This window comes from Aeromonas sp. FDAARGOS 1415, from assembly GCF_019048365.1.
Taxonomy (GTDB): Bacteria; Pseudomonadota; Gammaproteobacteria; order Enterobacterales; family Aeromonadaceae; genus Aeromonas; species Aeromonas taiwanensis.
In genome coordinates, this window is sequence record NZ_CP077363.1 from 2,342,812 (window position 1) to 2,367,240 (window position 24,429).

Consider the following 24,429-nt stretch of genomic DNA (forward strand, 5'->3'; position numbering starts at 1 on the left):
TTATACCTTTGGTTCCCGAGGGCAATTAGACTTTTGGATAGCGACAAAGGAAGAAGAGTGCCAGCAGCAAAAAGAGAAGGGAGCCCGGTGCTCCCTTCTCTTTTATCCGTGACTCACCCCTGGTTCATCCGTGTCCATGGGGGAGCATGGCGGCCATGTGGGGTTCGGCCAGGGGGTGGCTGAACAGATAGCCCTGGCCCTCCTCGCAGTGCAGGGATTGCAGAAACTGACGCTGGGGCTGGGTTTCGATGCCCTCCGCCGTGACCGCCATGCCGAGGGAGCTGGCCAGCTGGACTATGGTGCGGCACAGCTCGCGACTGTGCTTGTCATCGGGCAGCGCCTGCACGAAGGCCCTGTCTATCTTGATGCGATCGATGGGCAGGCTCTTGAGCAGGCTCAAGGAGGAAAAGCCGGTTCCAAAGTCGTCGATGGCGATCTGCACCCCCAGCGCCTTGAGGCGGGTAAAGAGGCGCAGGCTGTGATCCACGCTCTGGATGATGCTCTCGGTGACCTCTATCTCCAGCCTTTCGGCGGGGAAGCCGGTCTCGGCCAGGATGGCGGTGACCCTCTCCACGTAGTCGGGGGAGCGCATCTCCCTGACCGACACGTTGACGGAGAGCCGAGGGACCGCGAAGCCTTCTGCCAGCCACTTCTGGCCTTGCTGGCAGGCGGTGCGCATCACCCAGGCACCGAGCTGCTCGATGAGGCCGCACTCTTCGGCCACCGGGATGAAGCGAGCCGGTGAGATGATGCCCATGCAGGGGTGCTGCCAGCGCACCAGGGCCTCGAGACCGCTGAGGCTGCCATCGGCGAGATCCGTCATGGGCTGGTACAGCAGACGAAACTGCTGCTGCTCCATGGCCTTGAGCAGCCCCTGCTCCAGGGCCATGCGTTCCCTGGTCTGTATCGTCATGTCCGGGGAGTAGAACAGATAGCCGTTGCGACCACGGCGCTTGGCCTCGTGCATGGCATTGTCTGCCGCACTGATGAGGCTGTCCGGGGTATAGCCATGTTCCGGATAGAGGGAGATGCCGATGCTGGCGGAGAGTCTCACCCGCTCCTGCCCGATGTCGGCCGGCTCGTGCAGCCTTTGCTGCAACCGCTCGATCAACCACACCAGCTCTTCCCGTTTCCCCATGTCGGGGAGCAGTACCAGAAACTCGTCGGCCCCCAACCGGATGGCGACGTCCCCGGTGCGCAGGCAGTGGCGGATGCGATCCGCCGACAGCTTGAGCAGCTGATCACCGGCGCTCTGCCCCAGGTTGTCGTTGATGAGTTTGAAACCGTCGAGATCGATGAACAGCAGCGCCAGAGTGTGCCGGTTCAGGCGGGCCATCTCGATCTCCAGGGTGAGGCGCTCCTGCAGCAGGCTGCGATTGCCAAGATCGGTGAGGGGATCGTGATAGGAGAGGTGCTGCAGCCGTGCCTCCATCTGGGACAGCTGCCGCACCTGATGGCCGGACAGCTCCGGGGCTGATACCGCCAGTGTGGGGTGGGCGGCAGGCATCAGGGGCAGATCCCGGGTGATGAGGAAGAGGCCGTTGAAGATGCCGTCGTCATCCAGCACCGGGCCGCAGCTCAGGTGCCAGCGTGTCGAGGACGCGGGATGGGGGGCGCCCGTGTCATCCAGCTCCAGCTCGACCCGCTGTGCTCCATGAAGCAGCTGCTGTAGCAGGGGAGCCAGCATGGGGGCACGGGCCGGGCTGATCTCAAACAGGGTCTTGCCGGGGTGCTCCGACCTGGCGAGCCCGCTCAGCTGGGCAAAGCTTGCGTTGACCTCGCGGCATCTGAATTCACGATCGAACATGGCAATGCCAAAAGGAGCCTGATCGAACAACTGCTGCAATTCGTGGATGGTGAGCGGGCCTGACAGATGCAGTGTCTGAACCGATTCGGGTAGCACTCTTTCCATATAGGCTCCTGAATTGATTTTTTTATCATTTGCGCGACTGTGTCAGTATGGCATGAAGTTTCAGGAGGGAAAGAAAGTGGGGGAATGTTGTGAAATCAACAGGATATCAGCCTTTCTGGCGACCAAATGCCTGAAGGCCTCGCACGAAGACCAGCCAGCCTACCAGGTGAAAAGGCAGGGCCATGGCGTAGAGCAGCAACCAGTGACTCTCCGTGCCGCTGCTGTTGATGAAGTCGATCCAGGAAGCCAGCAAGGCCAGCATACCCGCTATCTGGAAGCGGCGGCGCAGCACCACCTCGACGCCCAGGTTGGCAAGGTAGAGCGTCAGCAGTATGCCGGCAAAGCCAGTGAGCTGGGCGGTGCCGTAGAGTTCCCTGTCCGGGTTGAACAGCAGCACGGCGAGGGGAGTAATGCCCTGATCCAGCGGGATCAGGGCCAGCAGCCAGCATGCGATCAGGAGCAGGGCTGTCTTCATCGGCTTAGCCGGCGCTTTGGGCCGGTTTGATCAGGCTCAGGTAGTTGGCATCCATCTTGAGGAATACCCCCAGCAGACGGGCACTCGCCCCGTAGAAGCCGAATTCGTCGGCGGCGCGACAGGCGCTCTCGAACTGCTCGAACCACCCCAGCAAGTGATGGTGCAGCAGCGCTTCCTGCTCCTTGAGCCACTCCTCGCGCTGGGCGGCCGTGGTCGCTTCGGCGGCGCGGATGATGAGGTTGCCCATCAGGTCCAGCTCGATGGCCAGGTGATCGGCGGGCTCCTTGTATTTGTCGCTGACATTGATGCCCAGGCGATCGAGGCGAGCCTGCATCTCGGCCATGGGGGCCTGCATCAGCAGCTTGCCCTCGCCGCGGTAGAGCGACTCATAGGGCAGGGCACCCTGCTTGGGATCGACCAGAAACAGGCCGGCGAAGTCGGCAGCGAGCTCCAGCTGGCGATCGGGACGCACCAGCAGACGGGCGATGGCATCGTTCAGTTCGGCCACGGCCTCGCGCATCGGGTCAAGGGTGGAGAGGCTCTTCAAGAAGCTGCGCACGTCGTAGGTGTCGTATTCAGCAATCTGTGCATCACTGAGTTCGGCAGCGAACAGGGTGGAGAACCACCAGTAAAGCTCGGCCCGGCGTTCGCTGGTAGCCATAAATTCCTGCATTTTTCCTCCGTGGATGACAATCGGGAGCCATAGAGGCTCCCGATTCTAACGACTTTAAAAATAAAGGAAACTCAAGGGGGGGGGACTTTCGTCCCCCTGGTTCACAGTGCCGGGAACATGGGATCGATGCCCTTGGCGGATTCCGGTGCCCCGAAGGCGGTGACGGCCGGGACTTCGCCATGGAACTTCTCGATCTCCACCAGGGCGGTGTGGGCCGTGGTGGCCTGCGCCAGGCTGGAGGAGCCGATGTCCGCGGTCAGCACGTTGGGATCGCCATAGGTACAGAGAGTCCCCACCTTACCGCCTTCCTGCGGGCCGTACCAGGCACCTTCCTGGATGCGCACCACACCGGGGGCGTAGTCTTCGCTCACCACCAGACCGGCCAGCACCTGACCGCGGCCGTTGAAGACCCGCACCAGATCCCCGTCCTTGAGCCCGCGCGCCTTGGCGTCCTGCGGGTTCATGTAGACAGGCTCGCGACCCTGCACCGTGTAGGTGGCACGGTAGTTGTCGGAGGAGCAGAGCTGGCTGTGCAGGCGCTTGTCCGGGTGGCAGGATTGCAGGTGCAGCGGGAACTGCTTGCTGCCATGGCCGCCGTGGGAGCGCTCGTAAGGCTCGATCCAGACCGGGTGGCCCGGGCAATCCGCGTAACCGTAGTCGGCGATGGTCTTGGAGTAGATCTCGATGAGACCGGACGGGGTGCCCAGCGGCTCCAGATCCGGCTCCTGACGGAACGACTCGTGCCGCACCCAGGGCTTGCCCGCCGGGAAGGTAACGAAACCTTCACCGTGCCAGAACTGGCTGAAGCGGGGCAGGCGGATGCCGATGCCGCGGCCCTGCAGGCGGGCGTCGTCATAGATGCTCTGGATCCACTCCAGCTTGGTCTTGCCACCGGTAAACTCGGCCTCGCGGTCGAAGCGACGGCACAGATCGGCGAAGATGTCGTAGTCGTCGCGCGCCTCGAACAGCGGCTCGACCACCTTGTGCATGGCCAGGATGCCGGCGTTGGAGTGGGAACCCCACTGCTCAATGTCATCCCGCTCATAGGTGGTGGTGGCCGGCAGCACGATATCGGCGAAGCGGCAGCTGGCGGTCCACTGGTGATCCACGCTCACCACGGTTTCCAGCTTGCGCCAGGCGGCGATCATCTTGTTGCGATCCTGCTGGTGGTGGAACGGGTTGTTGCCGCAGAACACCGCCATCTTCATCTCCGGATAGGTGATGGTCTGGCCGTTGAAGGCAATCTGCTTGCCCGGGTTCAGGATGCAGTCGACGAAACGGGCCACCGGGATGAACCTGGAGTAGCCCTTCCAGTCGCCGTTGTGCAGCGGCTTGACCCCGGGAATGACGGAGCTGAAGCCGGACATGATGGGGCCTGTGCTGGTGATGGTACCGGCGCCGTTGTAGTGCCAGCCAAAACCGTAGCCGCCACCCGGCAGACCGATCTGGCCCAGCATGGAGGCCAGGACCACCAGCATCCAGGCGTACTGTTCGCCGTGGTGCATACGCTGCACGCACCAGCCGCCGATGAGCTGGGTGCGGCCGCTGGCCATGGTGCGCGCCAGTTCGCGGATGGTTTCGGCAGGTACGCCACAGATGGCGGAAGCCCACTCGGCATCTTTCACCTGACCATCCTTGGTGCCCAGCAGGTAGGGCAGGAACTTGTCAAAGCCGGTGGTGTAGTTCTTCAGGAACGCCTCGTCGTGACGCTTCTCGCTGTAGAGGGTATGGGCGATACCCAGCATCAGGGGCACGTCGGTCTGTGGGTTCAGGGTCACCTGATCGCAATTGAGGTACTTCTGGGTCTTGGACTTGACCGGGTCGACGCTGATGACCCTGATCTCGCCCTTGGCCACTTTCTCTTTCAGCTGTGCCCAGTATTCGTAGACGCTGTGATCCGGCACCAGCCAGCCCACCTGCAGGTTCTTGATGGGATCGGAACCCCAGATGACGATGGTCTTGCTGTGCTCCAGCACCAGGGGCCAGGAAGTCTGCTGCTCGTACACCTCCATGGCGCCCGCCACGTGGGGCAAGATCACCTGGGCGGCGCCGGTGGAGTAGTCACCGGCCTTAGCCAGATAGGTGCCGTGCAGGTTCATGGCGCGGCCCAGCATGGCGCCGGCGGAGTGCAGCTTGCCGACCGACTGCCAGCCTGAGTGACCGGCGTAGAGGGCGCTCGGGCCATGGGTCTTCTGCACCCGCTCCAGCTCGTGATAGAAGAAGTCCAGCGCCTGGGACCAGGTTACCCGCACGAAGCGGTTCTGGCCGCGCTCGCTGGTGTCGGACTGGTGGCCCTTGCGCAGCCAGTCCAGACGCACCATGGGGTAGCGGATGCGGGAGGGGTTGTAGACCACTTCACTCAGGGCCTTGAGCATCTCGGTCGGATGCTTGTCATGCTCGAACGGCAGGGTCTCGACCCAGCGGCCGCCCACCACACGGGCGCGGAAGGCACCCCAGTGGGAGCCGGACTGCACCAGTTTGTCGCCAGACTCGGCGGCCATCACGGCGCGACCGAGCAGGGAGGGGCCGATCAGGGCGCTGGCACCGCTGGCCAGCAAGCCACCCAGAAAACCACGACGGGAAATATTGATCATCTTGTTATTCCTTTCTCGAATCCGGAATTAGTGGCTGCCCTGACCACCGGTATCGGCGGCATGGTTTTGCAGGTACTTGAGCAGGGTGCGCTCCTCTTCCTTGCTCAGGCGGTAGTAGGCGGACATGGCCTTGAGACCCGAGATCCAGCCGTTGGCGGTGAAGTGAGCCGGATCCGGCGCCGCGTGGCAGGAGTTGCAGGTGGACTTGTACATCTCGCCGGCATAATCCCAGATCGGTTTGAGGGAGGATTCGAGGCCCTTGCCATCGACCCAGGCCTGCACCTGCACCTGTTCCCACTTGATATGGGTGGCGCTGTCGGTCTCCTGTTTCAGGATCTGCTCGTTGGCCCTGAGCTCGTCACGGATGGTGGCCACGAAGACCCGCTTGCCCATGTACTCGCTCAGCACGCGGCCCTTGCCTTCGGTTTCGCGCCAGCCTTCGATGGTCACCTTGAGGCGATCACCGCTGCGGGCCACGACATCGATGCGGGAGGCGGGCAGCAGCTTGCCGACTGGCTCGGTACTCTCTTCGCTTTCGTAGAGATCCTTCTCGCCCAGGGTGTAGAGGGTCTCGGCGGCCGGTGCCTCTTGCGCATCGCTTGCCAGGGTGGCGTAGGTGGCACGGAAGCCGCCCGCCATGTTCGGCAGCTCGTGGGCAATGCCCTTGTGGCACTCGATGCAGTTCATGTTCTTGGCGGCGGCATCCTTCATCGCCAGGGCGGCGGCGGGGGACTGTTTGGCGTGGTCCATGTTGTCGTAGCTGTGGCAGGACTTGCAGGTCTTGGAGTTCTGGCTGCTCATGCGGGCCCACACCTTCTCGGCCAGGTGCAGACGCCTGTCTTCAAACTTCTCCTGGGTGTCGATGCTGTGGCCTATGTACTGCTGATAGAGGTCGTTGGCCGCCTCCATCTTGCGGGCGACCTTGCCGACGAAGTCCTTCGGCTGATGGCAGTCGGTACAGATGGCCTGGACGCCGGAGGCATTCTTGAAGTGGATGGACTCCTTGTACTCGGGGTAGACGGTGTCCTTCATGGTATGGCAGGAGATGCAGAACTCGAGGGTACTGGTCTTCTCGAAGCCGTAGTGCAGGCCGACGCTGCCGGCCAGGGTGACCCCGACGCCCGCCAGCACCAGCGCCAGTACCGACCAGCGGCGGCTGGGGGTGCGCAGGAAATGCCACAGTTTTTTCATCATGTTCTCTCACATCACTTTTTTGATGGAGGCCATGATAGGGAGGCGTTGTGAACAGGGCTGCCGCCGAAAATTAACGAAATAGGGGTATTTATGAAAAATTATGAATAGAATAATCCCCCCATGTTGAACTCTGTCTAACCCTGCGGACCCTGCCCATGAGCCACCACATTCTGGTTGTTGAAGACGATGCCGTGACCCGCGAGAAGCTGACCGGCTATTTCGAGCGGGAGGGCTATCGGGTGACCGCGGTCGAGAACGGCCAGGAGATGCGGGCCGTGCTGGCAGAGCAGGAGGTGGCCCTGGTGATGCTGGACATCAACCTGCCGGGGGAGGATGGCCTGCTGCTGACCCGCGAGCTGCGCGCCCGCAGCACGGTGGGGATCATCCTGGTGACCGGCCGCAGCGATGCGGTGGACCGGATAGTGGGCCTCGAGATGGGGGCCGACGACTATGTCACCAAGCCGTTTGAGCTGAGGGAGTTGCTGGTGCGGGTCAAGAACCTGCTGTGGCGAATCTCATTGGCCGCAGCCCAGCCGAGTGAGCCGGCGGTGGCCGACGATGCGGTGCGCTTCGGCCCCTGGCGCTTCGATATTCCCCGCCGCCAGCTCAGCCGTGACGGGGTGCCGGTGCGCCTGACCAAGGCAGAGTACGAGGTGCTGGTGGCCTTTATCGCCAACGCCGGGCGGGTACTGAGCCGGGAGCGGATCCTGGCCCTCACCAGCCACCGGGGCGATGGCCCGAGCGATCGCACCATAGACGTGCTGATCCGCCGTCTGCGGGGCAAGATGGAGCAGGATCCCCGTGACCCGCAACTGTTCGTCACCGTGCACGGGGAAGGCTATCTGTTCGCCGGCGAGCTGGCCGCCTGATCCTCAGCTTTGCTAGGCACTCAGGCCGATGGCCGGGTGTCGAACTGCGGGCAGTCGTCCCCTATCTGGTGCCAGGGGGCCTTGGAGCCGACGAAGATGTGAAACGCGGGCTTCTGGCTCGGCGCCTCGTCCAGTATCCCCAGCCGCAGATTGATCTTGCCCGTGCTGCGCTTCTGGCTGAACAGGCTGGAGCCGCAGTGGCGGCAGAAGGCGAGGCTGGTCTCGTCCGATTTCTGGTAGCGGCTGATGGCCTCGCTCCCCTTCACGATGGCCACCTTGTCACCATCCAGCCCGCCGACGGAGGCGTAGTCCGCCCCGGAAAACTTGCGGCACTCGCTGCAATGGCAGTTGCCCATGTAGTCGAACTGATCCGGCAGGGTCAGGGCCACGGCGCCGCACAGGCAGCTCGCATGCAATGTGTTCATCTCTATCTCCTTGAGTGCTTGGTTAGTTGCCGCTGGCGTCGACGCCGACCCGGTAGACTGGGCGAAAGATGCCATCGGACAGAGAGTTGGCGGGATTGGCCGGGGGGGCCTCCAGGGTCAGGATGGGGGGGCCCATCACCCGCGGGCACTGCTGCTCGCCGGCCTCGGGTCTTTGCAGCAGGCAGACCGCCTGGGCCACTGCAAGGCGCCCCTGCTGGCGCATCTGATCGCTGTTGGCGGCCAGGACCTTGCCCCGGCGCAGGCCGCGTTGCACCCCGTGGCTGAAGTAGGTGCTCAATACTTGGGGTTTTGTGAGTTGGCGCTGGGCCAGCTCGTTGACCGCCACTTCGGCGGCGATGGCGCCCCCCACCAGATAGTCGAGGTCGGGGTGGCGGGCCAGGGTCTGCTGCACCAGGGTGCGCTGGATCTCGCGGCTGTTGTCACCGCGCGCCGTGCTCACCAGCCTGATGGCGCTCCCCTCGATGCCGTTGGCAAAGCCCGGCTCGACGAAATTGTTGCCACCGCTCGCCTGCGGGCCGGGGAAGAGCGCCACCGTCACCGGCGGGCTGCCGGCAGGGTGGCGCTTGGCCAGCCAGTGGCCCATCTGCCAGCCCATCTGATACCAGGAGACCCCCACCTTGGCCTTGACCAGTCCGGCGGGCAGATCGTTGACCAGGCCGAACACCGGCAGCGGGCTGGCGCTGATCGCCTCGTCCAGCCCGTCGTAGCTCACTGCGCCGAGCAGGATGGCATCGCTCCCCTCGCTCACGCACTGCTGCAACTGCTGGCGCTGTTCGGCAAGGGCGCCGTAGCCCCCCGCCTCGTGGATGCGCAGCGTCACGCGAAGCCGTTTTGCCTCCTCCACCATGCCCTGATTGACCGACAGCCAGTAGGCGTCGCGCAGGTGGGGATAGAGGGCGCACAGGGTCAGTGGGCGCGTGATGGGGACGGGCCCTTGCCAGTTCAAACGGGCCGGCTTGCCGCCGAAGGCACCGTCCGGCCAGTGATCCACCTCGAAGGCGAGGGCGCAGGCCGGGAGCAGGATGAGCAACAGGGAGAGACAGACGCTTCGCATGGCCGGAGGTTTTGTTAAAGTGTGGGGCCATATTATCCGGTCAAAGTCGACCACAACCAAGGTACTTCCCGTGAGAATCTTTTCCGGCCTGGGCGGCAAGCTGTTGCTGGCCTTCTCCCTGATGGCGCTGCTGACCCTGGGGGCCTCCCTGCTGGGGTGGTTCGGCCTCAGCCACCTGCGCCAGCTGGAGCAGGGGGTGCAGCAGACCCTGGCGGATCAGGAGCTGGCCCGCACCCTGGCGCGGCTCGGCGGCGAGATCCAGAGCTCCTCCCACCTGTTGGCCTCCGCGACCAGCGAGGAGGAGCGGGAGCATCAGGGGCGGCTGCTCACCCTGCAGGGGCAGCAGATGCAGCATGTGCTGGAGCAACTGGGCCATGGTGGCGGCAAGGCGGCGTCCGACGAGCTGCATCGCCTCAGCCAGACCATCATCGGCAACCTGGGCCAGCAGGGCTGGCTGGTGGGAGAGCGGCTCACGCTGATGGCCGAAGGAGGCGCGTTGCGCTCCCGGCTGGTGACGGCCGCCGGTCAGGTGGCGGAGCTGGCCCGCAGCCAGATGGAGAACGCCGAAACCGTGATGGTGGCGGGGCTCGGCTCTCTCTATTCGCTGCAGGGGCGCCCAGCAGATGGGGCGATCGACCGGCTGCTGGAGCAGGATCTCGACTGGCTGGAGCAGATGACGGAGCTGCGCCACCGCACCCTGATGCAGCAGCAGCGCATCGAGGAGATCTGGCGCAGCGACCGGCAGGCCGGGCTGCTGACCCTGCTGCAGGAGGTGCGTCGTGAGCTGGCCATCCTGCGGCTGCGCGCCGGAGCGGTGACCGATCCGGCTCGCCGCCAGGCGGTGGAGCAGGCGCTGACCGTGCTGGAGCAGAGCGATCGGCTGGTACAGCTGCGCAGCGACTGGCTCGGCAAGGGGGAGGCGCTGCGGGTGCTGGCCGCCGCCAACGAGGCCCTGATGGAGAGCCTCAACCGCGAGGTCGGCACCCTGGTGAACCAGGCCCGGGACTCCCTGGGAGAGAGCCAGCAGGCTCTGAGCCAGCGCCTCAAGCTGCTGGAGCAGGCCCTGATGGTGATCGGCCTGCTCACCCTGGTGCTGCTCATCCTGCTGATGTGGCGCATGGTTTATGGCCGCATCGTCTGGCCGCTGCAGCGAGCGGTTGCCGGGATGAGCCGGTTGGCCAGGGGGGATCTGGCGCCCCTGACGCCGGTCGGGGAGGCGGGGCGCGACGAGCTGGCGGAGCTGGCGCGGGCATTGCAGGTGTTTCGCGACAACGCACTCGAGCTTGGCCGCTACCAGCGGGAGCTGGAGTCGCGGGTCGAGGAGCGCACGGAACAGCTCAGCCATGCCAATGCGCGCCTCAACGAAGAGGTGGAGAAGCAGCGGCTGGCCCGCGCCGAGGCGGAGCAGGCCAACCGGGCCAAGTCGGTGTTCCTCGCCACCATGAGCCACGAAATCCGCACTCCCATGAACGGCATCCTGGGCGGTCTCACCCTGCTGGAGGATACCCATCTCAGCGAGACCCAGCAGCGCTACCTGGCCGCCATCGAGCAGAGCGGTGAATCCCTGCTGGAGATCCTCAACGACATTCTCGACTACTCCAAGATCGAGGCGGGCCACGTGGAGGCGCGCCGCGAGCCCTTTTCCCTGCGCCCGCTGGCCGAGGAGCTGATCGCCCTGTTCGGGCCGAGGGCCGACGCGAAAGGGGTGACGCTGGCGCTGGAGTTCGCCCCCTCGCTCCCCCCCGTGGTGGAGGGGGATCTGGGCAAGCTGCGCCAGGTGCTCGCAAACCTTCTTGGCAATGCGGTCAAGTTCACCGTCAAGGGGCGCATCACCCTGGTGGTGGCGCCGCTCGCCTGTGCGGGTCCCTGCGCCGAGCCCTGCATCCGTTTCGTGGTGAAAGACACGGGCCCCGGCATCCCGTCCGGGGAGCAGGAGGCGGTGTTCGAGGCCTTCCACCAGCGCAAGCGGGACATGGGGCATCAGGGGGGGACGGGGCTCGGGCTTGCCATCAGCCGCCGGCTGGTGGCCGCCATGGGGGGAGAGCTCACGCTCTCCAGCGAGTCGGGGCAGGGGTGTGAATTCAGCTTCAGCCTGCCGCTGCAGCGCTCGGCAGCCCAGCTGCCGGCCAGCGCCCAGCCGGTGCGCCTTGGCCAGCCGCGGGAGATCCTGCTGGTGGAGGACAACGAGATCAACCGGCTGGTGGCCCAGGGCATGCTGACGCGCCTCGGTCACAGGGTCACCCTGGCCGAGGATGGGCGCAGTGCGCTGGCACGGGTGACCGAGCGCCCCTTCGAGCTGGCTCTGCTCGACATCAACCTGCCGGACATGGATGGCATGACCCTGCGCGAGGATCTGGTGGCCATCAGCGAGGAGGAGCATGGTCGCGACCTGCCCGCCATCGCCATTTCCGCCCAGATGTACCCGGAGGATGTGCGCGCCTGCCTCGCCGCCGGGTTCGCCGACTTCGTCGGCAAGCCGGTACGGCTGGCGGCGCTGGCCGCGGCCATCGACCGGCTGTATCAGGGGGAAGAAGGGGGGGAGATGCCGGACGTGCCGGGCGACTCCGGGAGTGATCCGGAGACGGCGAACCCGATACTGGAGGCGGATCTGGCCCTGCTGGGCGGCCCGCGCATCCGCCAGCTGATCGGACTGTTTGCCTCCCAGGGGGCGGCCCTGGTGGCCGAGCTGGCAAGCAGCAAGGGGAAAGCGCGGCGGGCGCTGGCCCACAAGCTCAAGGGGAGCGCCCTGGCGCTCGGGCTGGGCACCTTCGCGGCGCAGTGCGCCGCCGTGGAGGAGGGGGGCGGTGACCCGGCACGGCTGCCCATGTACTTTGACGAGGCGATGGCCGGTCTAGAGGCGTGGCAGGCGCGGCACCTGCCGCCGGCATAAGCAATCCCGTGGCGCCCGCTCCCGCGGGCTATTCCGCCTCGCGATAGAGCTCCTGCTTGCAGCGGGGGCAGATGTGCTGGCGCCGGTAATCCAGCTGGTGCACCAGGCCGACCTCCAGCTGCTGGTGGTGACCGCAATGAATGCAAAAGACGATGTCGCCATCGGCGGCGCCGGGGTGGGCCGCTAGGTATTGCTCCCGGGTGGGCAGTGACTCCCAGCGGGTGACGCAGGCCCCCTTGCGGCTGCCGGTGTAATAGACCCAGTAGAAAAGAGCGAAGACCGCGACAATCAAGAACAGCATCAGGTGATCCATCATGGTGTTTCCCCTTGTGGTCCGGGATGAAAACGCATGGCGTGTGCCGCATCGGGCCGGGCGGATGCGACGCTCAATAAAATGTTATCTGTTAATAACCGCTGCAACCTTGATCTGGCCCCGGTTTTGCGGCCTGCGCGGGGGAGAGGGGCGAATCGGGAACCGCTGGGTGAGTGCCGGATGGCTCGAACCTGGAGGCCATGCGGATTTCGAGATTTGCGACGTATTTTACATTTTATAAACATTTTTTTGGGTGGTCGGACTGTCTCTTTGATCCAGCTCACGTTACAATGCGCGGGCCCACTTCACCTATCGCGCAAACGATTTTCAGGAGATAAACGGATGTTGAAACGTGACATGACCATCGCCGGCTATGATCCAGAGCTGTGGCAGGCCATCACAGACGAGACCCGTCGTCAGGAAGAGCACATCGAGCTGATTGCGTCTGAGAACTACACCAGCCCCCGCGTCATGGAGGCCCAGGGCTCCCAGCTGACCAACAAGTACGCCGAAGGTTACCCGGCCAAGCGCTACTACGGTGGTTGCGAGTATGTGGATGTGGTTGAAACCCTGGCCATCGAGCGCGCCAAGGAGCTGTTCGGTGCCACCTACGCCAACGTGCAGCCGCACTCCGGCTCCCAGGCCAACAGCGCCGTCTACATGGCTCTGCTGCAGCCGGGCGACACCGTGCTGGGCATGAACCTGGCCCACGGCGGTCACCTGACCCACGGCTCCCCCGTCAACTTCTCCGGCAAGCTGTACAACATCATTCCCTACGGCATCGACGAGTCTGGCAAGATCGACTACGACGAGATGGAGCGCCTGGCCGTTGAGCACAAGCCGAAGATGATGATCGGTGGCTTCTCCGCCTACTCCGGCATCGTCGACTGGGCCCGCATGCGCGAAATCGCAGACAAGATCGGTGCCTACCTGTTCGTGGACATGGCCCACGTGGCGGGTCTGATCGCCGCCGGCGTCTACCCGAACCCGGTGCCCCACGCCCACGTGGTCACCTCCACCACCCACAAGACCCTGGCCGGTCCGCGCGGTGGTCTGATCCTCTCCGCCGCTGACGACGAAGATCTGTACAAGAAGCTGAACTCCGCCGTCTTCCCGGGCGGCCAGGGCGGCCCGCTGATGCACGTCATCGCCGGTAAAGCAGTTGCCTTCAAAGAGGCGCTGGAGCCCGAGTTCAAGACCTATCAGGCCCAGGTCGTGAAGAACGCCAAGGCCATGGCCGCCACCTTCATCGAGCGCGGCTACAAGATCGTCTCCGGCGGTACCGACAACCACCTGATGCTGGTTGACCTGATCGGCCGCGAGCTGACCGGTAAGGATGCCGACGCTGCGCTGGGCAAGGCCAACATCACCGTCAACAAGAACTCCGTACCGAACGACCCGCGTTCTCCGTTCGTGACCTCCGGCGTGCGTATCGGCACCCCGGCCATCACCCGCCGCGGCTTCAAGGAAGCCGAGTCCATCCAGCTGACCAACTGGATCTGCGACGTGCTGGACAACCACGACAACGACGAAGTGCTGGCCACCGTGCGCGAGAAGGTGCTGGACATCTGCCGCCGCTTCCCGGTCTATGCCTGATAACGGCTTACGCCCGGTTTGAGACCAATGCCACCTTCGGGTGGCATTGTTTTTTCTGGGCTTTTACCGGTTTTCCATGGCCGTGCTACACTGGCGGGCCAATTATCCTGGCCCTGTGGGGCCGGCGCCCTTTTCCGTCAACGCCGGAGGTCCGATGCATTGCCCTTTCTGTAGTGCCGTTGATACCAAGGTGATCGATTCCCGTCTGGTGGCCGAAGGCCATCAGGTGCGCCGCCGTCGTGAGTGCCTGCTCTGCCATGAGCGCTTCACGACCTTCGAGATGGCCGAGCTGGTGATGCCACGGGTCATCAAGTCCAATGGCTCCCGCGAACCCTTCAACGAAGACAAGCTGCGCGCCGGCATTCTGCGGGCGCTGGAGAAGCGGCCGGTGAGCATGGAGGCCATCGAGAAGGCGGTCAACCACATCAAGTCCCGCCTGCGGGCCACCGGCGAGCGCGAAGTCGCCTCCGAGCTGGTGGGCAACCTGGTGATGGACGAGCTCAAGGGACTCGACAAGGTGGCCTATATCCGCTTTGCCTCCGTCTACCGCAGCTTTGAAGACATACGTGAGTTCGGCGAAGAGATCGCCAAGCTGGAGAAGTAAGCCTGCGTCAGGCTCTGTGTATATGACCCTCTTTTCTCGCCTGTAACGGGAGCCCAGATGTTTAGTCAAGACGATTACCAATGGATGAGCCGGGCCCTCGAACTGGCCCGCCGTGGCCGCTACACCACGGCCCCCAACCCTTGCGTCGGTGCCGTGCTGGTGAAGGCGGGCGTGGTGGTGGGGGAGGGCTGGCACCAGCGTGCCGGCGAACCCCATGCCGAGGTCTATGCCCTGCACGCAGCCGGCGAAGAGGCCCGCGGCGCCACCGCCTATGTGACCCTGGAGCCCTGCTCCCACCACGGGCGCACGCCCCCCTGTGCCGAGGCGTTGATCAAGGCCGGGGTGACCCGGGTGGTCGCCGCCATGGTGGATCCCAATCCCCAGGTGGGGGGCCGCGGGCTGCGCATGCTCTCCGAGGCGGGGATCAAGACCGACTTCGGCCTGCTGGCCGCCGAGGCCGAGGCCCTCAACCCGGGCTTTTTCAAGCGGATGCGCACCGCCTTCCCGCAGGTGACGGTCAAGCTCGGCGCCAGCCTGGATGGCCGCACCGCCATGGCGAGCGGCGAGAGCCAGTGGATCACCTCCCCGGAGGCGCGCCGCGACGTACAGCGGCTGCGGGCCCGCCACGATGCGGTGCTTTCCAGCGCCGAGACCGTGCTGGCGGACAACGCCTCCCTGACCGTGCGCTGGGACGAGCTGCCCCCCTCGGTCAAGGCCGCCTATCCCAAGGAGGCCCTGCGCCAGCCGCTGCGGGTCATCGTCGATTCCCAAAACCGGCTCACCCCCGACCTGCCCCTGTTCCAGAGCGAGAGCCCTGTACTGCTGGCCCGCCACAAGGCCGCTGGCGACTGGCCTGCCTGGGTGCAACAGCTGGAAGTGCCGCTCCTGGACGGCAAGCTGGATCTGGTCAGCCTGTTCATGCTGCTGGCCAAACAGAACATCAATTCGGTGCTGGTGGAGGCGGGGCCCCGCCTGTGCGGCGCCCTGCTGGAGAAGGGGCTGGTGGACGATCTGGTGCTCTATCAGGCGCCCAAGCTGATGGGGGACGAGGGACGGGGCCTGTTCCATCTGCCCGGGCTGACCCGGCTGTTCCAGGCACCCAAGCTCACCATCAAAGATGTGCGGCTGGTGGGGCAGGATATTCGCATCAGCGCCAAGGTGGCGTGAGGCGCCCGGGCCCGGCCGGCGGGGAGCCTCGTCGTCGCCAGCTGGCCCGATCTTTCAACGTTCAAGGGGGCGAGTCCCCCTCATCAGCAAGGTGATCTGCATGTTTACCGGAATTATCGAAGCGGTGGGAACCCTGGCCGAGCTGCGCCGCCAGGGGGAGGACATGGCCCTCACCGTGCACGCGCCCACCCTGGACTTTAGCGACGTCAAACTGGGGGATTCCATCGCCACCAACGGCGTCTGTCTCACCGTGGTCGCCCTGGGTGACCAGCGCTACACCGCCGACGTCTCCCTGGAAACCCTCTCCCGCACCGGATTTTCCGCCGCCAGGGTGGGGGATCCGGTCAACCTGGAGAAGGCGCTGATGCCCACCTCCCGCCTCGGCGGCCACCTGGTCTCCGGCCATGTGGATGGCATCGGCGAGGTGAAGAGCAAGTCATCCAGCGGGCGCGCCATCGAATACTGGATAGAGGCGCCGGCGGAACTCTCCCGCTACATTGCCGAGAAGGGGTCCATCGCGGTGGATGGCATCAGCCTCACGGTCAACGCCGTGCAGGGGGATTTGTTCCGGCTGACCATAGTGCCCCACACCGCCCAGGAGACCACCATTGCCCGTTGGAAGCCGGGGTATCGCGTCAACCTCGAGGTGGATCAGATAGCCCGCTATCTGGAGCGGCTGATGATGGGCAAGGGCCAGGAGAGCACGACCTCCACCCTGACCCTGGAGAAGCTGGCCCAGTCCGGTTTCCTGTGAGGACGCGGCAGAAAAACGCGGTTCTGTGATCCTGCTCGGATTGAAAGCGGGCCCAGTGCCCCCATCTAGAGCCACATAAACCCAGGTCGAGTCGAGCCTCAGGCTCGCTCCCCACGCACATTGATGGAGTAGCCCATGGCGCTGAGTACAACCCAGGAAATCATTGCCGATATCAAGGCTGGCAAGATGGTGATCCTGATGGACGACGAAGACAGGGAGAACGAAGGGGACCTGATCATGGCCGCCTCCTGTGTCCGCCCGGAAGATATCAACTTCATGGCCCGCTACGGCCGGGGGCTCATCTGCCTGACCCTGACCCGGGATCGCTGCAAGCAGCTGGCGCTGCCGCTGATGGTCGACCGCAACAATGCCCAGTTCTCTACCGCCTTCACCGTCTCCATCGAGGCGGCCGAGGGGGTGACCACCGGCATCTCCGCCGCCGATCGCGCCGTCACGGTGCAGGCCGCCGTTGCCCCCAATGCCAAGGCCGCCGATCTGGTGCAGCCTGGTCACATCTTCCCGCTGATGGCCCAGGATGGCGGTGTGCTGACTCGCGCAGGCCACACCGAAGCCGGCTGCGATCTGGCACGGCTGGCCGGGTATGAGCCTGCGTCCGTCATCGTCGAGATCCTCAACGAAGATGGCACCATGGCGCGCCGCCCGGATCTCGAGCTTTTCGCCGAGCAGCACGGCATCAAGCTCGGCACCATCGCGGATCTTATCGAGTACCGCAACCAGCACGAGACCACGGTGGAGAAGGTGGCCGAGTGCAAGCTGCCCACCGAATACGGCGAGTTCGACCTCGTCACCTTCCGTGACACCATCGACAACCAGATCCATTTTGCCCTGAAGAAGGGCGAGGTGAAGGCCGATCAGCCGACCCTGGTACGGGTGCACCTGCACGACGTGCTGAGCGATCTGCTGCTGACCGACCGTCACAGCGCCCGCAGCTGGCCGCTGCCCAAGTCCATGGCCCGCATCGCCGACGAGGGCGGTGTGCTGGTGATCCTGGGGGCGGAAGCCCATGGCGCCGAGCTGCTGGCCAGGGTCAAGGGCTTCGAGGCTGCGGACAAGGGGCTGGCACCGGAAGGGGCCAAGTGGCAGGGCACCTCGCGCCGGGTCGGCGTGGGCTCCCAGATCCTCAAGGCGCTGGGTGTGGGCAAGATGCGTCTGCTGAGCTCCCCCAAGAAGTACCATGCCCTCGGTGGCTTCGGCCTTGAGGTCGTGGAATACGTCGGCGAATAAGCGCCCCGTCAGGCTGACATCCCGATCATGGCCGCCCGTAGCGGCCATGGTTTTTTGTCGCGGGTCTGTTGTGCTAGAATGTGCGCACTTTTGGCCGCGGCCCCATTGACGGCCCTACTGATTGCACAGAGACAGGATTTCCAATGAAGATTATCGAAGGAAATATCGCCGCTCCCGAGGCGCGTGTTGCTATTGTCGTTGCCCGTTTCAACAGCTTCATCAATGACAGCCTGGTGAACGGTGCACTGGACGTGCTGAAGCGTCAAGGTCAGGTCCAGGAGAGCAATCTGACCCTGGTACGCGTACCGGGTGCCGTTGAAATCCCCCTGGCGGCCAAGAAGCTGGCCAAGAGCGGTCAATACGACGCCATCGTCGCGCTCGGCACCGTCATCCGTGGCGGTACCTACCACTTCGAACTGGTGGCGAGCGAGAACGGCAAGGGTCTGGCCCAGGTAATGATGGAATACGACATTCCCGTTGCCTTCGGCGTGCTGACCACAGAAAACATCGAACAAGCCATCGAGCGCGCCGGTACCAAGGCGGGTAACAAGGGTGCAGAGGCTGCACTGAGCGCGCTCGAAATGATCAACGTCCTGAAACAACTGGACGTGTAACGAGGAGAAATGCATTGAAACCGTCCGAGCGCCGTAAGGCCCGCCATTGCGCCACCCAGGCCATCTACCAGTGGCAGATGACCCAGGCCAATGTGGGCGACATCGAAGAGCAGTTCAAGATCGATCAGGACACCAAGGGTGTGGACCTGAACTATTTCCGCGATCTGCTGTTCGGGGTTGCGGTCCACTGCAACGAGCTGGACAAGGTGTTCGCGCCTTTCCTCTCCCGTCCGCTGGAAGAAGTGGACATGGTGGACAAGGCGATCCTGCGTCTGGCGACCTACGAGCTGACCCGTCGTGAAGATGTGCCGCCCCGTGTGGTGATCAACGAAGCGATCGAGCTGGCCAAAGCCTTCGCCGCCGATGACAGCCACAAGTTTGTCAACGGCGTACTGGACAAGGTGATCAAGACGCTGCCCAAGCGTTGATCCCGCTGTCCGTCAGCATTTAAGAGAGGAGCCAGCTTATTGCTGGCTTTTTACTGTATGGGTGAATTCGAGCTGATTGAGAAGTACTTCAAGGTCCCCCACGCCCGCAAGGACGTGGTGATGGGCCCTGGAGATGACTGTGCCCTGCTGACCCTGCCCCCCGACACCCAGTTGGCGGTGAGCACGGACACCCTGGTGAGCGGCGTGCACTTCTTCCCCGACATGGATCCGGTGGATCTCGGCTACAAGGCGCTGGCGGTCAACCTGTCCGATCTCGCCGCCATGGGGGCCGAGCCGCGCTGGGTCTCCCTGGCCCTGACCCTGCCCGCCGTCAACGAGGCCTGGGTCGCCGGCTTCGCCGAGGGGTTCCTCGAGCTGGCGGAGTATTACAACGTGGCCCTGGTGGGGGGGGACATGACCCGGGGGCCGCTCTCCATCACCGTTTCGGTGAAGGGGTCGGTGCCGGCCGGCCGCGCCCTGATGCGCAGCGGCGCCAAGGCCGGGGACGGCGTCTATGTGACCGGTACCCTGGGGGATGCCGCCCTGGCGCTCTCCCACCTTCTGGGCAAGCGGACCCTCAACGAGAACCAGCTGGCGGCGGTGCTGCCGAGGCTCGACCATCCCCATCCCCGCATCCTGGCCGGCCAGGCCCTGCGCGGGCTGGCCAGCAGCGCCCTGGATCTCTCCGACGGTCTGGCCTCGGATCTTGGTCACATCCTCAAGGCCTCCGGCGTGCGGGCACAGATCGATCTCAATCTGCTGCCCCTCTCGCCGGTGCTGCAGGATGCGGTGCCCGCCATGGATGCCTGGCAGCTGGCCCTGGCCGGTGGCGACGACTACGAGCTCTGCTTCACCGTCCCGCAGGAGCATCACGGCGCCCTGGACACGGCGCTCGCCAACTGCGGCGTCAGGTTCACCCGCATCGGTCGCATCCTGGCAGGGGAGCCCGGCATCGACTACCTGCAGGACGAGCAGCCGGTCGAACTCCACCTCAAGGGCTGGGACCACTTCGCATGACGTTTCTCAAGATAAAGCCCGAGCTCAAACGGCTGAACCTCCGCAACCCGCTCCATTTCCTGGCGGTGGGCTTCGGCTCCGGCCTCTCCCCCAAGGCGCCTGGCACCATGGGGACCCTGGCGGCCATCCCGCTCTACCTGCTGGTGAGCGGCCTTCCTACGCCCTGGTTCATCGCCCTGCTGGTGGTGGGCTTCGTGGCGGGGATACGCATCTGCCAGAGCGCCACCGACGCCCTCGGCATGCCGGATCACGGGGCCATCGTCTGGGACGAGGTGATCGGCTTCGGCGTCACCATGATAGCGGCGCCGGCCGGCTGGGAGTGGGTCCTGGCCGGCTTCGTGCTGTTCCGGCTGTTCGACGTGCTCAAACCCTGGCCCATCTCCTGGTTCGATCGCCGCATCCACGGCGGCCTTGGCATCATGCTGGACGATCTCATCGCCGGCCTGTTTGCCCTGCTGTGCATGCAGCTGCTGGCACGCTGGTAACGCTGCGGGTGAGGGGGCGCCAGCTCTCTGCCCTGTTCTGCTGTCACCGCGCCTGTCGCCCCCAAGTGGGCGGCAGGCGCGCTCAGATGTTGCCTCTCTGGTGTCTCTGCCCGGGCCTGATGGCCTGTCGGCCCTTGGGCGGGAGGGTGGCTCCTGAATACCTCATCAGACCCCGAACCGTTTTGTATGCAATCTCCCCCGGCTGGCGCCGTGACCCTGTGCCGGGCGCTGGTTGAAGATCCTGGATTATCACTATTTATCTCTGCTTAGTTTTCCTTCCACCAGATATGCTCTCGTCAAAAAAACATTTCACATAAATATTCACTACTCATTCGAGGCTTGCTAGTTTGTTCCCTGTAGTGGAAATAGCGGCTTGTTATCATTTTGTTGAAACATAAATGGAAAGAAGTCTCGCATTGCCATCTTAATCTCTGGTAATGTGACTTTTGGCGACATATTTAGCCCGCAAAGCCGGCATGAACTCGGCAAAGTATTGCGAAATTGTATAACTGGATCATTTACACCTGCGGGCAAACCGACTAACTTACTCGCGGGTTATTCCAAAAAAATGCAAAAAACCCGCCCGGATCGCTGGTTTGGCTGCCTCATGGATTGAGCGTTTATGACACAACAAAGGCTCTCGAGCAGTACCCAAGGCACAACCAGCATCTGCGGCTGATTTACGGACGAATTATTTGGGACGGATGTCCCCCGCAGAGGTAACCATGTCCTTGCTTGAAGTCAAAAACTTGCGGATCGAGTACCCCTCCCGCTACGGGGTGCTGGCCGCGGTCAAGGATCTCTCTTTTTCCGTGGAAAAGGGCGAGATCGTCGGCGTTGTCGGTGAATCCGGCGCCGGCAAGTCCACCATCGGCAACGCCGTCATCGATCTGTTGAGCCCGCCCGGTCGCATCGCCCGCGGCGACATCTACCTCAACGGTGAACTCATCTCCGGCAAGAGTCAGAACGAGATGCGGGCCATTCGCGGCTCACGCATCGGTTTCATCTTCCAGGATCCCATGACCTCCCTCAACCCGCTGTTCACCGTGGAGCGGCAGCTGGTGGAGACCATACTCGCCAACACCGATCTCGACCGCGAGGCGGCCTTTGCCAAGGCCCTCGAGCTGATGGGGGCGGTGGGGATCCCGAACCCGGAACTGCGCATCAAGCAGTATCCGCACCAGTTCTCCGGCGGCATGCGTCAGCGGGTGGTCATCGCCATCGCCCTCTCCGGCGATCCCGAGCTCATCATCGCCGACGAGCCGACCACGGCGCTGGACGTTTCCATCCAGGATCAGATCCTCCAGCTCATCCGCACCCTGTGCAAGGAGCGTCAGGTAGGCTGCATGCTGGTGACCCACGACATGGGCGTGGTCTCCAACGTCACCGACAAGGTGGCGGTCATGTATCGCGGCGATCTGGTGGAGTTCGGCACCACGGAACAGGTGCTGGGCCGCCCCAACCATCCCTATACTCGCAGCCTCATCTCGGCGGTGCCCCGCTCCGATGTCAAGCTGGTGCGCTTCCCCCTGGTCTCCTATATCGAGGATGCCGGCGCGGCGGATACCAGCATCGATCTGAAGACCCACTGGCTCGGTCAGAGCCAGGACGAGCGCAGCTATGAAGGGGCCCTGCTGCGAGTGGAGAACGTGGATCTGAAGTTCGTCACCAAGGATTCCTTCTTCCCGAGCCGCCGCCAGTACGTGCGCGCCTGCAACAACATCAGCTTCGAGATCTTCGAAGGGGAAACCTTCGGTCTGGTGGGGGAGTCCGGCTCCGGCAAGTCCACCATCGCCCGGGCCATCACCGGCCTCTATCCGCCCGATGCCGGCAAGATAGTGTTCGAGGGGATCGATCTCACTGCCCTGAAGGGAGAGCACGAGCGTCGCCCGCTGCGCCGCCAGATGCAGATGGTGTTCCAGAACCCCTATTCGTCCATGAACCCGCGCATGAAGGTACGTGACATCATCGCCGAGCCGATCCGCTTCCACCGCCTCGCCGAGAGCGAGCGGCAGATTGAGCAGATCGTGGCGGACCTCCTCGACCACGTCGGTCTGGGCAGCGGAGCAGGGGTCAAGTATCCCCACGAGTTCTCCGGTGGTCAGCGCCAGCGCATTTCCATCGCCCGCGCCCTGGCGACCCGGCCGCGCTTCCTCATCTGCGACGAGCCCACCTCGGCGCTGGATGTGTCGGTGCAGGCCCAGATCCTGAACCTGCTCAAGGATTTGCAGCAGGAACTTGGCCTCACCATGCTGTTCATCAGCCACGATCTGCCGGTCATCCGCCAGATGTGCGATCGCATCGGGGTGATGCAGCACGGCAACCTGGTGGAGGTGGCCGAGACCGAGAAACTGTTTACCAATGCCGAGCATGAGTACAGCCGCAAGCTGATCTCCCTCATGCCGGAATTTAAGGGAATGTCCCGCGAGGGGCTGGAAATCGCAAGCTAGGAAAGCACCGGTTCGCCGGTTTGTCTGTCAATAAAAAGCCAAAAGCATGGAGAAAGACATGAAGAAAGGATTATCCAAGATCGCCATGGCGCTGTTCGCCGCTGGTCTCGCGTTCAACGTTTCCGCTGCCGACATCAAGGTCGCCGTCGCCTCCGACGCCACCTCGCTGGACCCGCAGGAGCAGCTGTCCGGTCAGACTCTGGAGATGTCTCACCTGGTATTCGACCCCCTGATGCGCTACACCCAGGACCTGCAGTTCGAGCCGCGTCTGGCCGAGAAGTATGAGCGTATCGACGACAAGACCGTCCGCTTCCACCTGCGCAAGGGTGTCAAGTTCCACTCCGGCAACGACTTCACCGCCGACGACGTGGTCTGGACCGTCAACCGTCTGAAGGCTTCCCCGGACTTCAAGGCGATCTTCGACCCCATCGCCGAAGCCAAGAAGGTGGATGATTTCACCGTGGATCTCGTCACCGCCAAGCCGTTCCCGCTGGTGCTGCAGACCGTGACCTACATCTTCCCGATGGACTCCAAGTTCTATACCGGCAAGACCGAAGCGGGCAAGGACAAGGCCGAGATCGTCAAGAACGGTGACTCCTTCGCCTCCACCAATGTCTCCGGTACCGGTCCGTTCAGCGTCAAGTTCCGCGAGCAGGGCGTGAAGCTGGAATACGTGCGCAACGCCAACTACTGGGACAAGGCCTCCAAGGGCAACGTCGAGAATCTGACCGTGGTGCCGATCAAGGAAGACGCCACCCGTGTGGCTGCCCTGCTGGGTGGCGACGTGGACATGATCTACCCGGTTGCCCCGAACGATCTGGAGCGCGTGAAGAACGGCAAGGATTCCCAGCTGGTCACCCTGTCCGGTACCCGTGCCATCATCATCGAGCTGAACCAGAACACCAACCCGGCGCTGAAAGACAAGCGCGTGCGTCAGGCGATCAACTACGCCATCAACCAGGTGGGTATCGTCGACAAGATCAACAAGGGCTTCGGTACCCCGGCCGGTCAGCTGAGCCCGAAGGGCTACGCAGGCTACAACGAGGCGCTCAAGCCCCAGTATGATCTGGCCAAGGCCAAGGAGCTGATGAAGGAAGCCGGTTACGAGAAGGGCTTCAAGATGAGCTTCATCTCCCCGGCTGCCCGCTACGTCAACGACGTGAAGATCGCCCAGGCCGTCTCCGCCATGCTGTCCAAGATCAACATCAAGGTGGATCTGAAGACCATGCCGGTGGCCCAGTACTGGCCGGAGTTTGACAAGTGCGCCGCTGACATGCAGCTGATCGGCTGGCACTCCGACACCGAAGACAGTGCGAACTTCTTCGAGTTCCTGACCTTCACCAAGGATGCCAAGACCGGCATGGGTCAGTACAACTGTGGCGGCTATGCCAACGCGGAAGCTGACAAGATGGTGATGGAAGCGAACACCGAGACCGATCCGGCCAAGCGCGCCGCCATCCTGCAGAAGGTGGAAGCCATGCTGATCGACGACGCCGCCTATGTGCCGCTGCACTGGGAAGACCTGGCCTACGGTGCCAAGAAGAACGTCGACATCAAGCCGGTGGTCAACGTGATGAACTTCCCTTACCTGGGTGACCTGGTGGTCAACAAGTAAGAACCTGCTCACGTTCTTGCTGCGACGCCGTGAT

Annotated in this window: 21 protein-coding genes; 13 read left to right on the forward strand and 8 right to left on the reverse strand. The window is 63.8% G+C overall.

The features are described 5' to 3' along the window. Positions 1-124: 124 nt before the first annotated feature. From I6L45_RS11180 to torC, 5 genes are all read right to left on the reverse strand, one after another. Positions 125-1,912, reverse strand: a complete 1,788-nt coding sequence (locus I6L45_RS11180; protein WP_216982097.1) for a bifunctional diguanylate cyclase/phosphodiesterase — start codon at positions 1,910-1,912, stop codon at positions 125-127. A 106-nt stretch (positions 1,913-2,018) separates the two neighbouring features. Then, positions 2,019-2,387 carry a hypothetical protein gene (locus tag I6L45_RS11185; RefSeq protein ID WP_216982098.1) on the reverse strand — a complete coding sequence of 123 codons (369 nt, stop codon included), beginning with the start codon at positions 2,385-2,387 and terminating at the stop codon, positions 2,019-2,021. 4 nt (positions 2,388-2,391) lie between these two features. Continuing rightward, entirely contained in the window at positions 2,392-3,060 is a 669-nt protein-coding gene (gene torD, locus I6L45_RS11190; RefSeq protein ID WP_216982099.1) for a molecular chaperone TorD, read from the reverse strand. 101 nt (positions 3,061-3,161) lie between these two features. Further along, entirely contained in the window at positions 3,162-5,654 is a 2,493-nt protein-coding gene (torA, locus tag I6L45_RS11195) for a trimethylamine-N-oxide reductase TorA (RefSeq protein WP_216982100.1), read from the reverse strand. 27 nt (positions 5,655-5,681) lie between these two features. Then, positions 5,682-6,848 carry a pentaheme c-type cytochrome TorC gene (gene torC / locus I6L45_RS11200; RefSeq protein WP_160838480.1) on the reverse strand — a complete coding sequence of 389 codons (1,167 nt, stop codon included), beginning with the start codon at positions 6,846-6,848 and terminating at the stop codon, positions 5,682-5,684. A 155-nt stretch (positions 6,849-7,003) separates the two neighbouring features. Between torC and torR the strand changes: the two genes are divergently transcribed. After that, on the forward strand, positions 7,004-7,717 hold the full coding sequence (gene torR / locus I6L45_RS11205; RefSeq protein ID WP_017783749.1) for a two-component system response regulator TorR: 714 nt from the start codon (positions 7,004-7,006) through the stop codon (positions 7,715-7,717). A gap of 20 nt (positions 7,718-7,737) precedes the next feature. Here the strand turns inward: torR and I6L45_RS11210 are convergent, their stop codons facing one another. Next, complete coding sequence (locus I6L45_RS11210) at positions 7,738-8,142, reverse strand: GFA family protein (RefSeq protein ID WP_216982101.1); 405 nt, start codon at positions 8,140-8,142, stop codon at positions 7,738-7,740. A gap of 22 nt (positions 8,143-8,164) precedes the next feature. Further along, a complete protein-coding gene (gene torT / locus I6L45_RS11215) occupies positions 8,165-9,217 on the reverse strand; it encodes a TMAO reductase system periplasmic protein TorT (RefSeq protein WP_216982102.1) in 1,053 nt (350 codons plus the stop codon). Positions 9,218-9,287: 70 nt separating this feature from the next. On the opposite strand from torT, the gene torS reads away from it, so the two are divergent. Beyond that, positions 9,288-12,107, forward strand: coding sequence for a TMAO reductase system sensor histidine kinase/response regulator TorS (torS, locus tag I6L45_RS11220; RefSeq protein ID WP_216982103.1), 2,820 nt, complete (start codon positions 9,288-9,290; stop codon positions 12,105-12,107). 28 nt (positions 12,108-12,135) lie between these two features. Here the strand turns inward: torS and I6L45_RS11225 are convergent, their stop codons facing one another. Then, positions 12,136-12,423 carry a hypothetical protein gene (locus I6L45_RS11225; RefSeq protein WP_210549144.1) on the reverse strand — a complete coding sequence of 96 codons (288 nt, stop codon included), beginning with the start codon at positions 12,421-12,423 and terminating at the stop codon, positions 12,136-12,138. Positions 12,424-12,762: 339 nt separating this feature from the next. Here I6L45_RS11225 and glyA point away from each other — a divergent pair, with 339 nt between their 5' ends. The 11 genes from glyA (at position 12,763) to I6L45_RS11280 (ending at position 24,395) form a co-directional block, all read left to right on the forward strand. Further along, complete coding sequence (glyA, locus tag I6L45_RS11230; RefSeq protein ID WP_216982104.1) at positions 12,763-14,016, forward strand: serine hydroxymethyltransferase; 1,254 nt, start codon at positions 12,763-12,765, stop codon at positions 14,014-14,016. A 154-nt stretch (positions 14,017-14,170) separates the two neighbouring features. Beyond that, the gene (gene nrdR / locus I6L45_RS11235) at positions 14,171-14,620 is read left to right on the forward strand and encodes a transcriptional regulator NrdR (RefSeq protein ID WP_005298086.1); all 450 of its coding nucleotides are present in this window, start codon (positions 14,171-14,173) and stop codon (positions 14,618-14,620) included. A 57-nt stretch (positions 14,621-14,677) separates the two neighbouring features. After that, entirely contained in the window at positions 14,678-15,787 is a 1,110-nt protein-coding gene (ribD, locus tag I6L45_RS11240; protein WP_216982105.1) for a bifunctional diaminohydroxyphosphoribosylaminopyrimidine deaminase/5-amino-6-(5-phosphoribosylamino)uracil reductase RibD, read from the forward strand. Between the two features lie 100 nt (positions 15,788-15,887). Further along, on the forward strand, positions 15,888-16,541 hold the full coding sequence (locus I6L45_RS11245) for a riboflavin synthase (RefSeq protein ID WP_216982106.1): 654 nt from the start codon (positions 15,888-15,890) through the stop codon (positions 16,539-16,541). Between the two features lie 135 nt (positions 16,542-16,676). Next, positions 16,677-17,786: a bifunctional 3,4-dihydroxy-2-butanone-4-phosphate synthase/GTP cyclohydrolase II gene (gene ribBA / locus I6L45_RS11250; protein WP_043762260.1), complete on the forward strand. Its 1,110-nt coding sequence runs from the start codon at positions 16,677-16,679 to the stop codon at positions 17,784-17,786. A gap of 143 nt (positions 17,787-17,929) precedes the next feature. Beyond that, the gene (ribE, locus tag I6L45_RS11255; RefSeq protein WP_010675391.1) at positions 17,930-18,400 is read left to right on the forward strand and encodes a 6,7-dimethyl-8-ribityllumazine synthase; all 471 of its coding nucleotides are present in this window, start codon (positions 17,930-17,932) and stop codon (positions 18,398-18,400) included. A gap of 14 nt (positions 18,401-18,414) precedes the next feature. After that, entirely contained in the window at positions 18,415-18,828 is a 414-nt protein-coding gene (gene nusB, locus I6L45_RS11260; RefSeq protein WP_010675390.1) for a transcription antitermination factor NusB, read from the forward strand. Positions 18,829-18,885: 57 nt separating this feature from the next. Continuing rightward, on the forward strand, positions 18,886-19,845 hold the full coding sequence (gene thiL / locus I6L45_RS11265) for a thiamine-phosphate kinase (protein ID WP_043762258.1): 960 nt from the start codon (positions 18,886-18,888) through the stop codon (positions 19,843-19,845). After that, a complete protein-coding gene (locus tag I6L45_RS11270) occupies positions 19,842-20,330 on the forward strand; it encodes a phosphatidylglycerophosphatase A (RefSeq protein WP_216982107.1) in 489 nt (162 codons plus the stop codon). The genes thiL and I6L45_RS11270 overlap by 4 nt, the downstream gene beginning before the upstream one ends. 725 nt (positions 20,331-21,055) lie before the next feature. After that, entirely contained in the window at positions 21,056-22,780 is a 1,725-nt protein-coding gene (locus I6L45_RS11275; protein WP_043762255.1) for an ABC transporter ATP-binding protein, read from the forward strand. 58 nt (positions 22,781-22,838) lie between these two features. Continuing rightward, complete coding sequence (locus I6L45_RS11280; RefSeq protein ID WP_043762254.1) at positions 22,839-24,395, forward strand: ABC transporter substrate-binding protein; 1,557 nt, start codon at positions 22,839-22,841, stop codon at positions 24,393-24,395. The last annotated feature ends 34 nt before the right edge of the window (positions 24,396-24,429 follow it).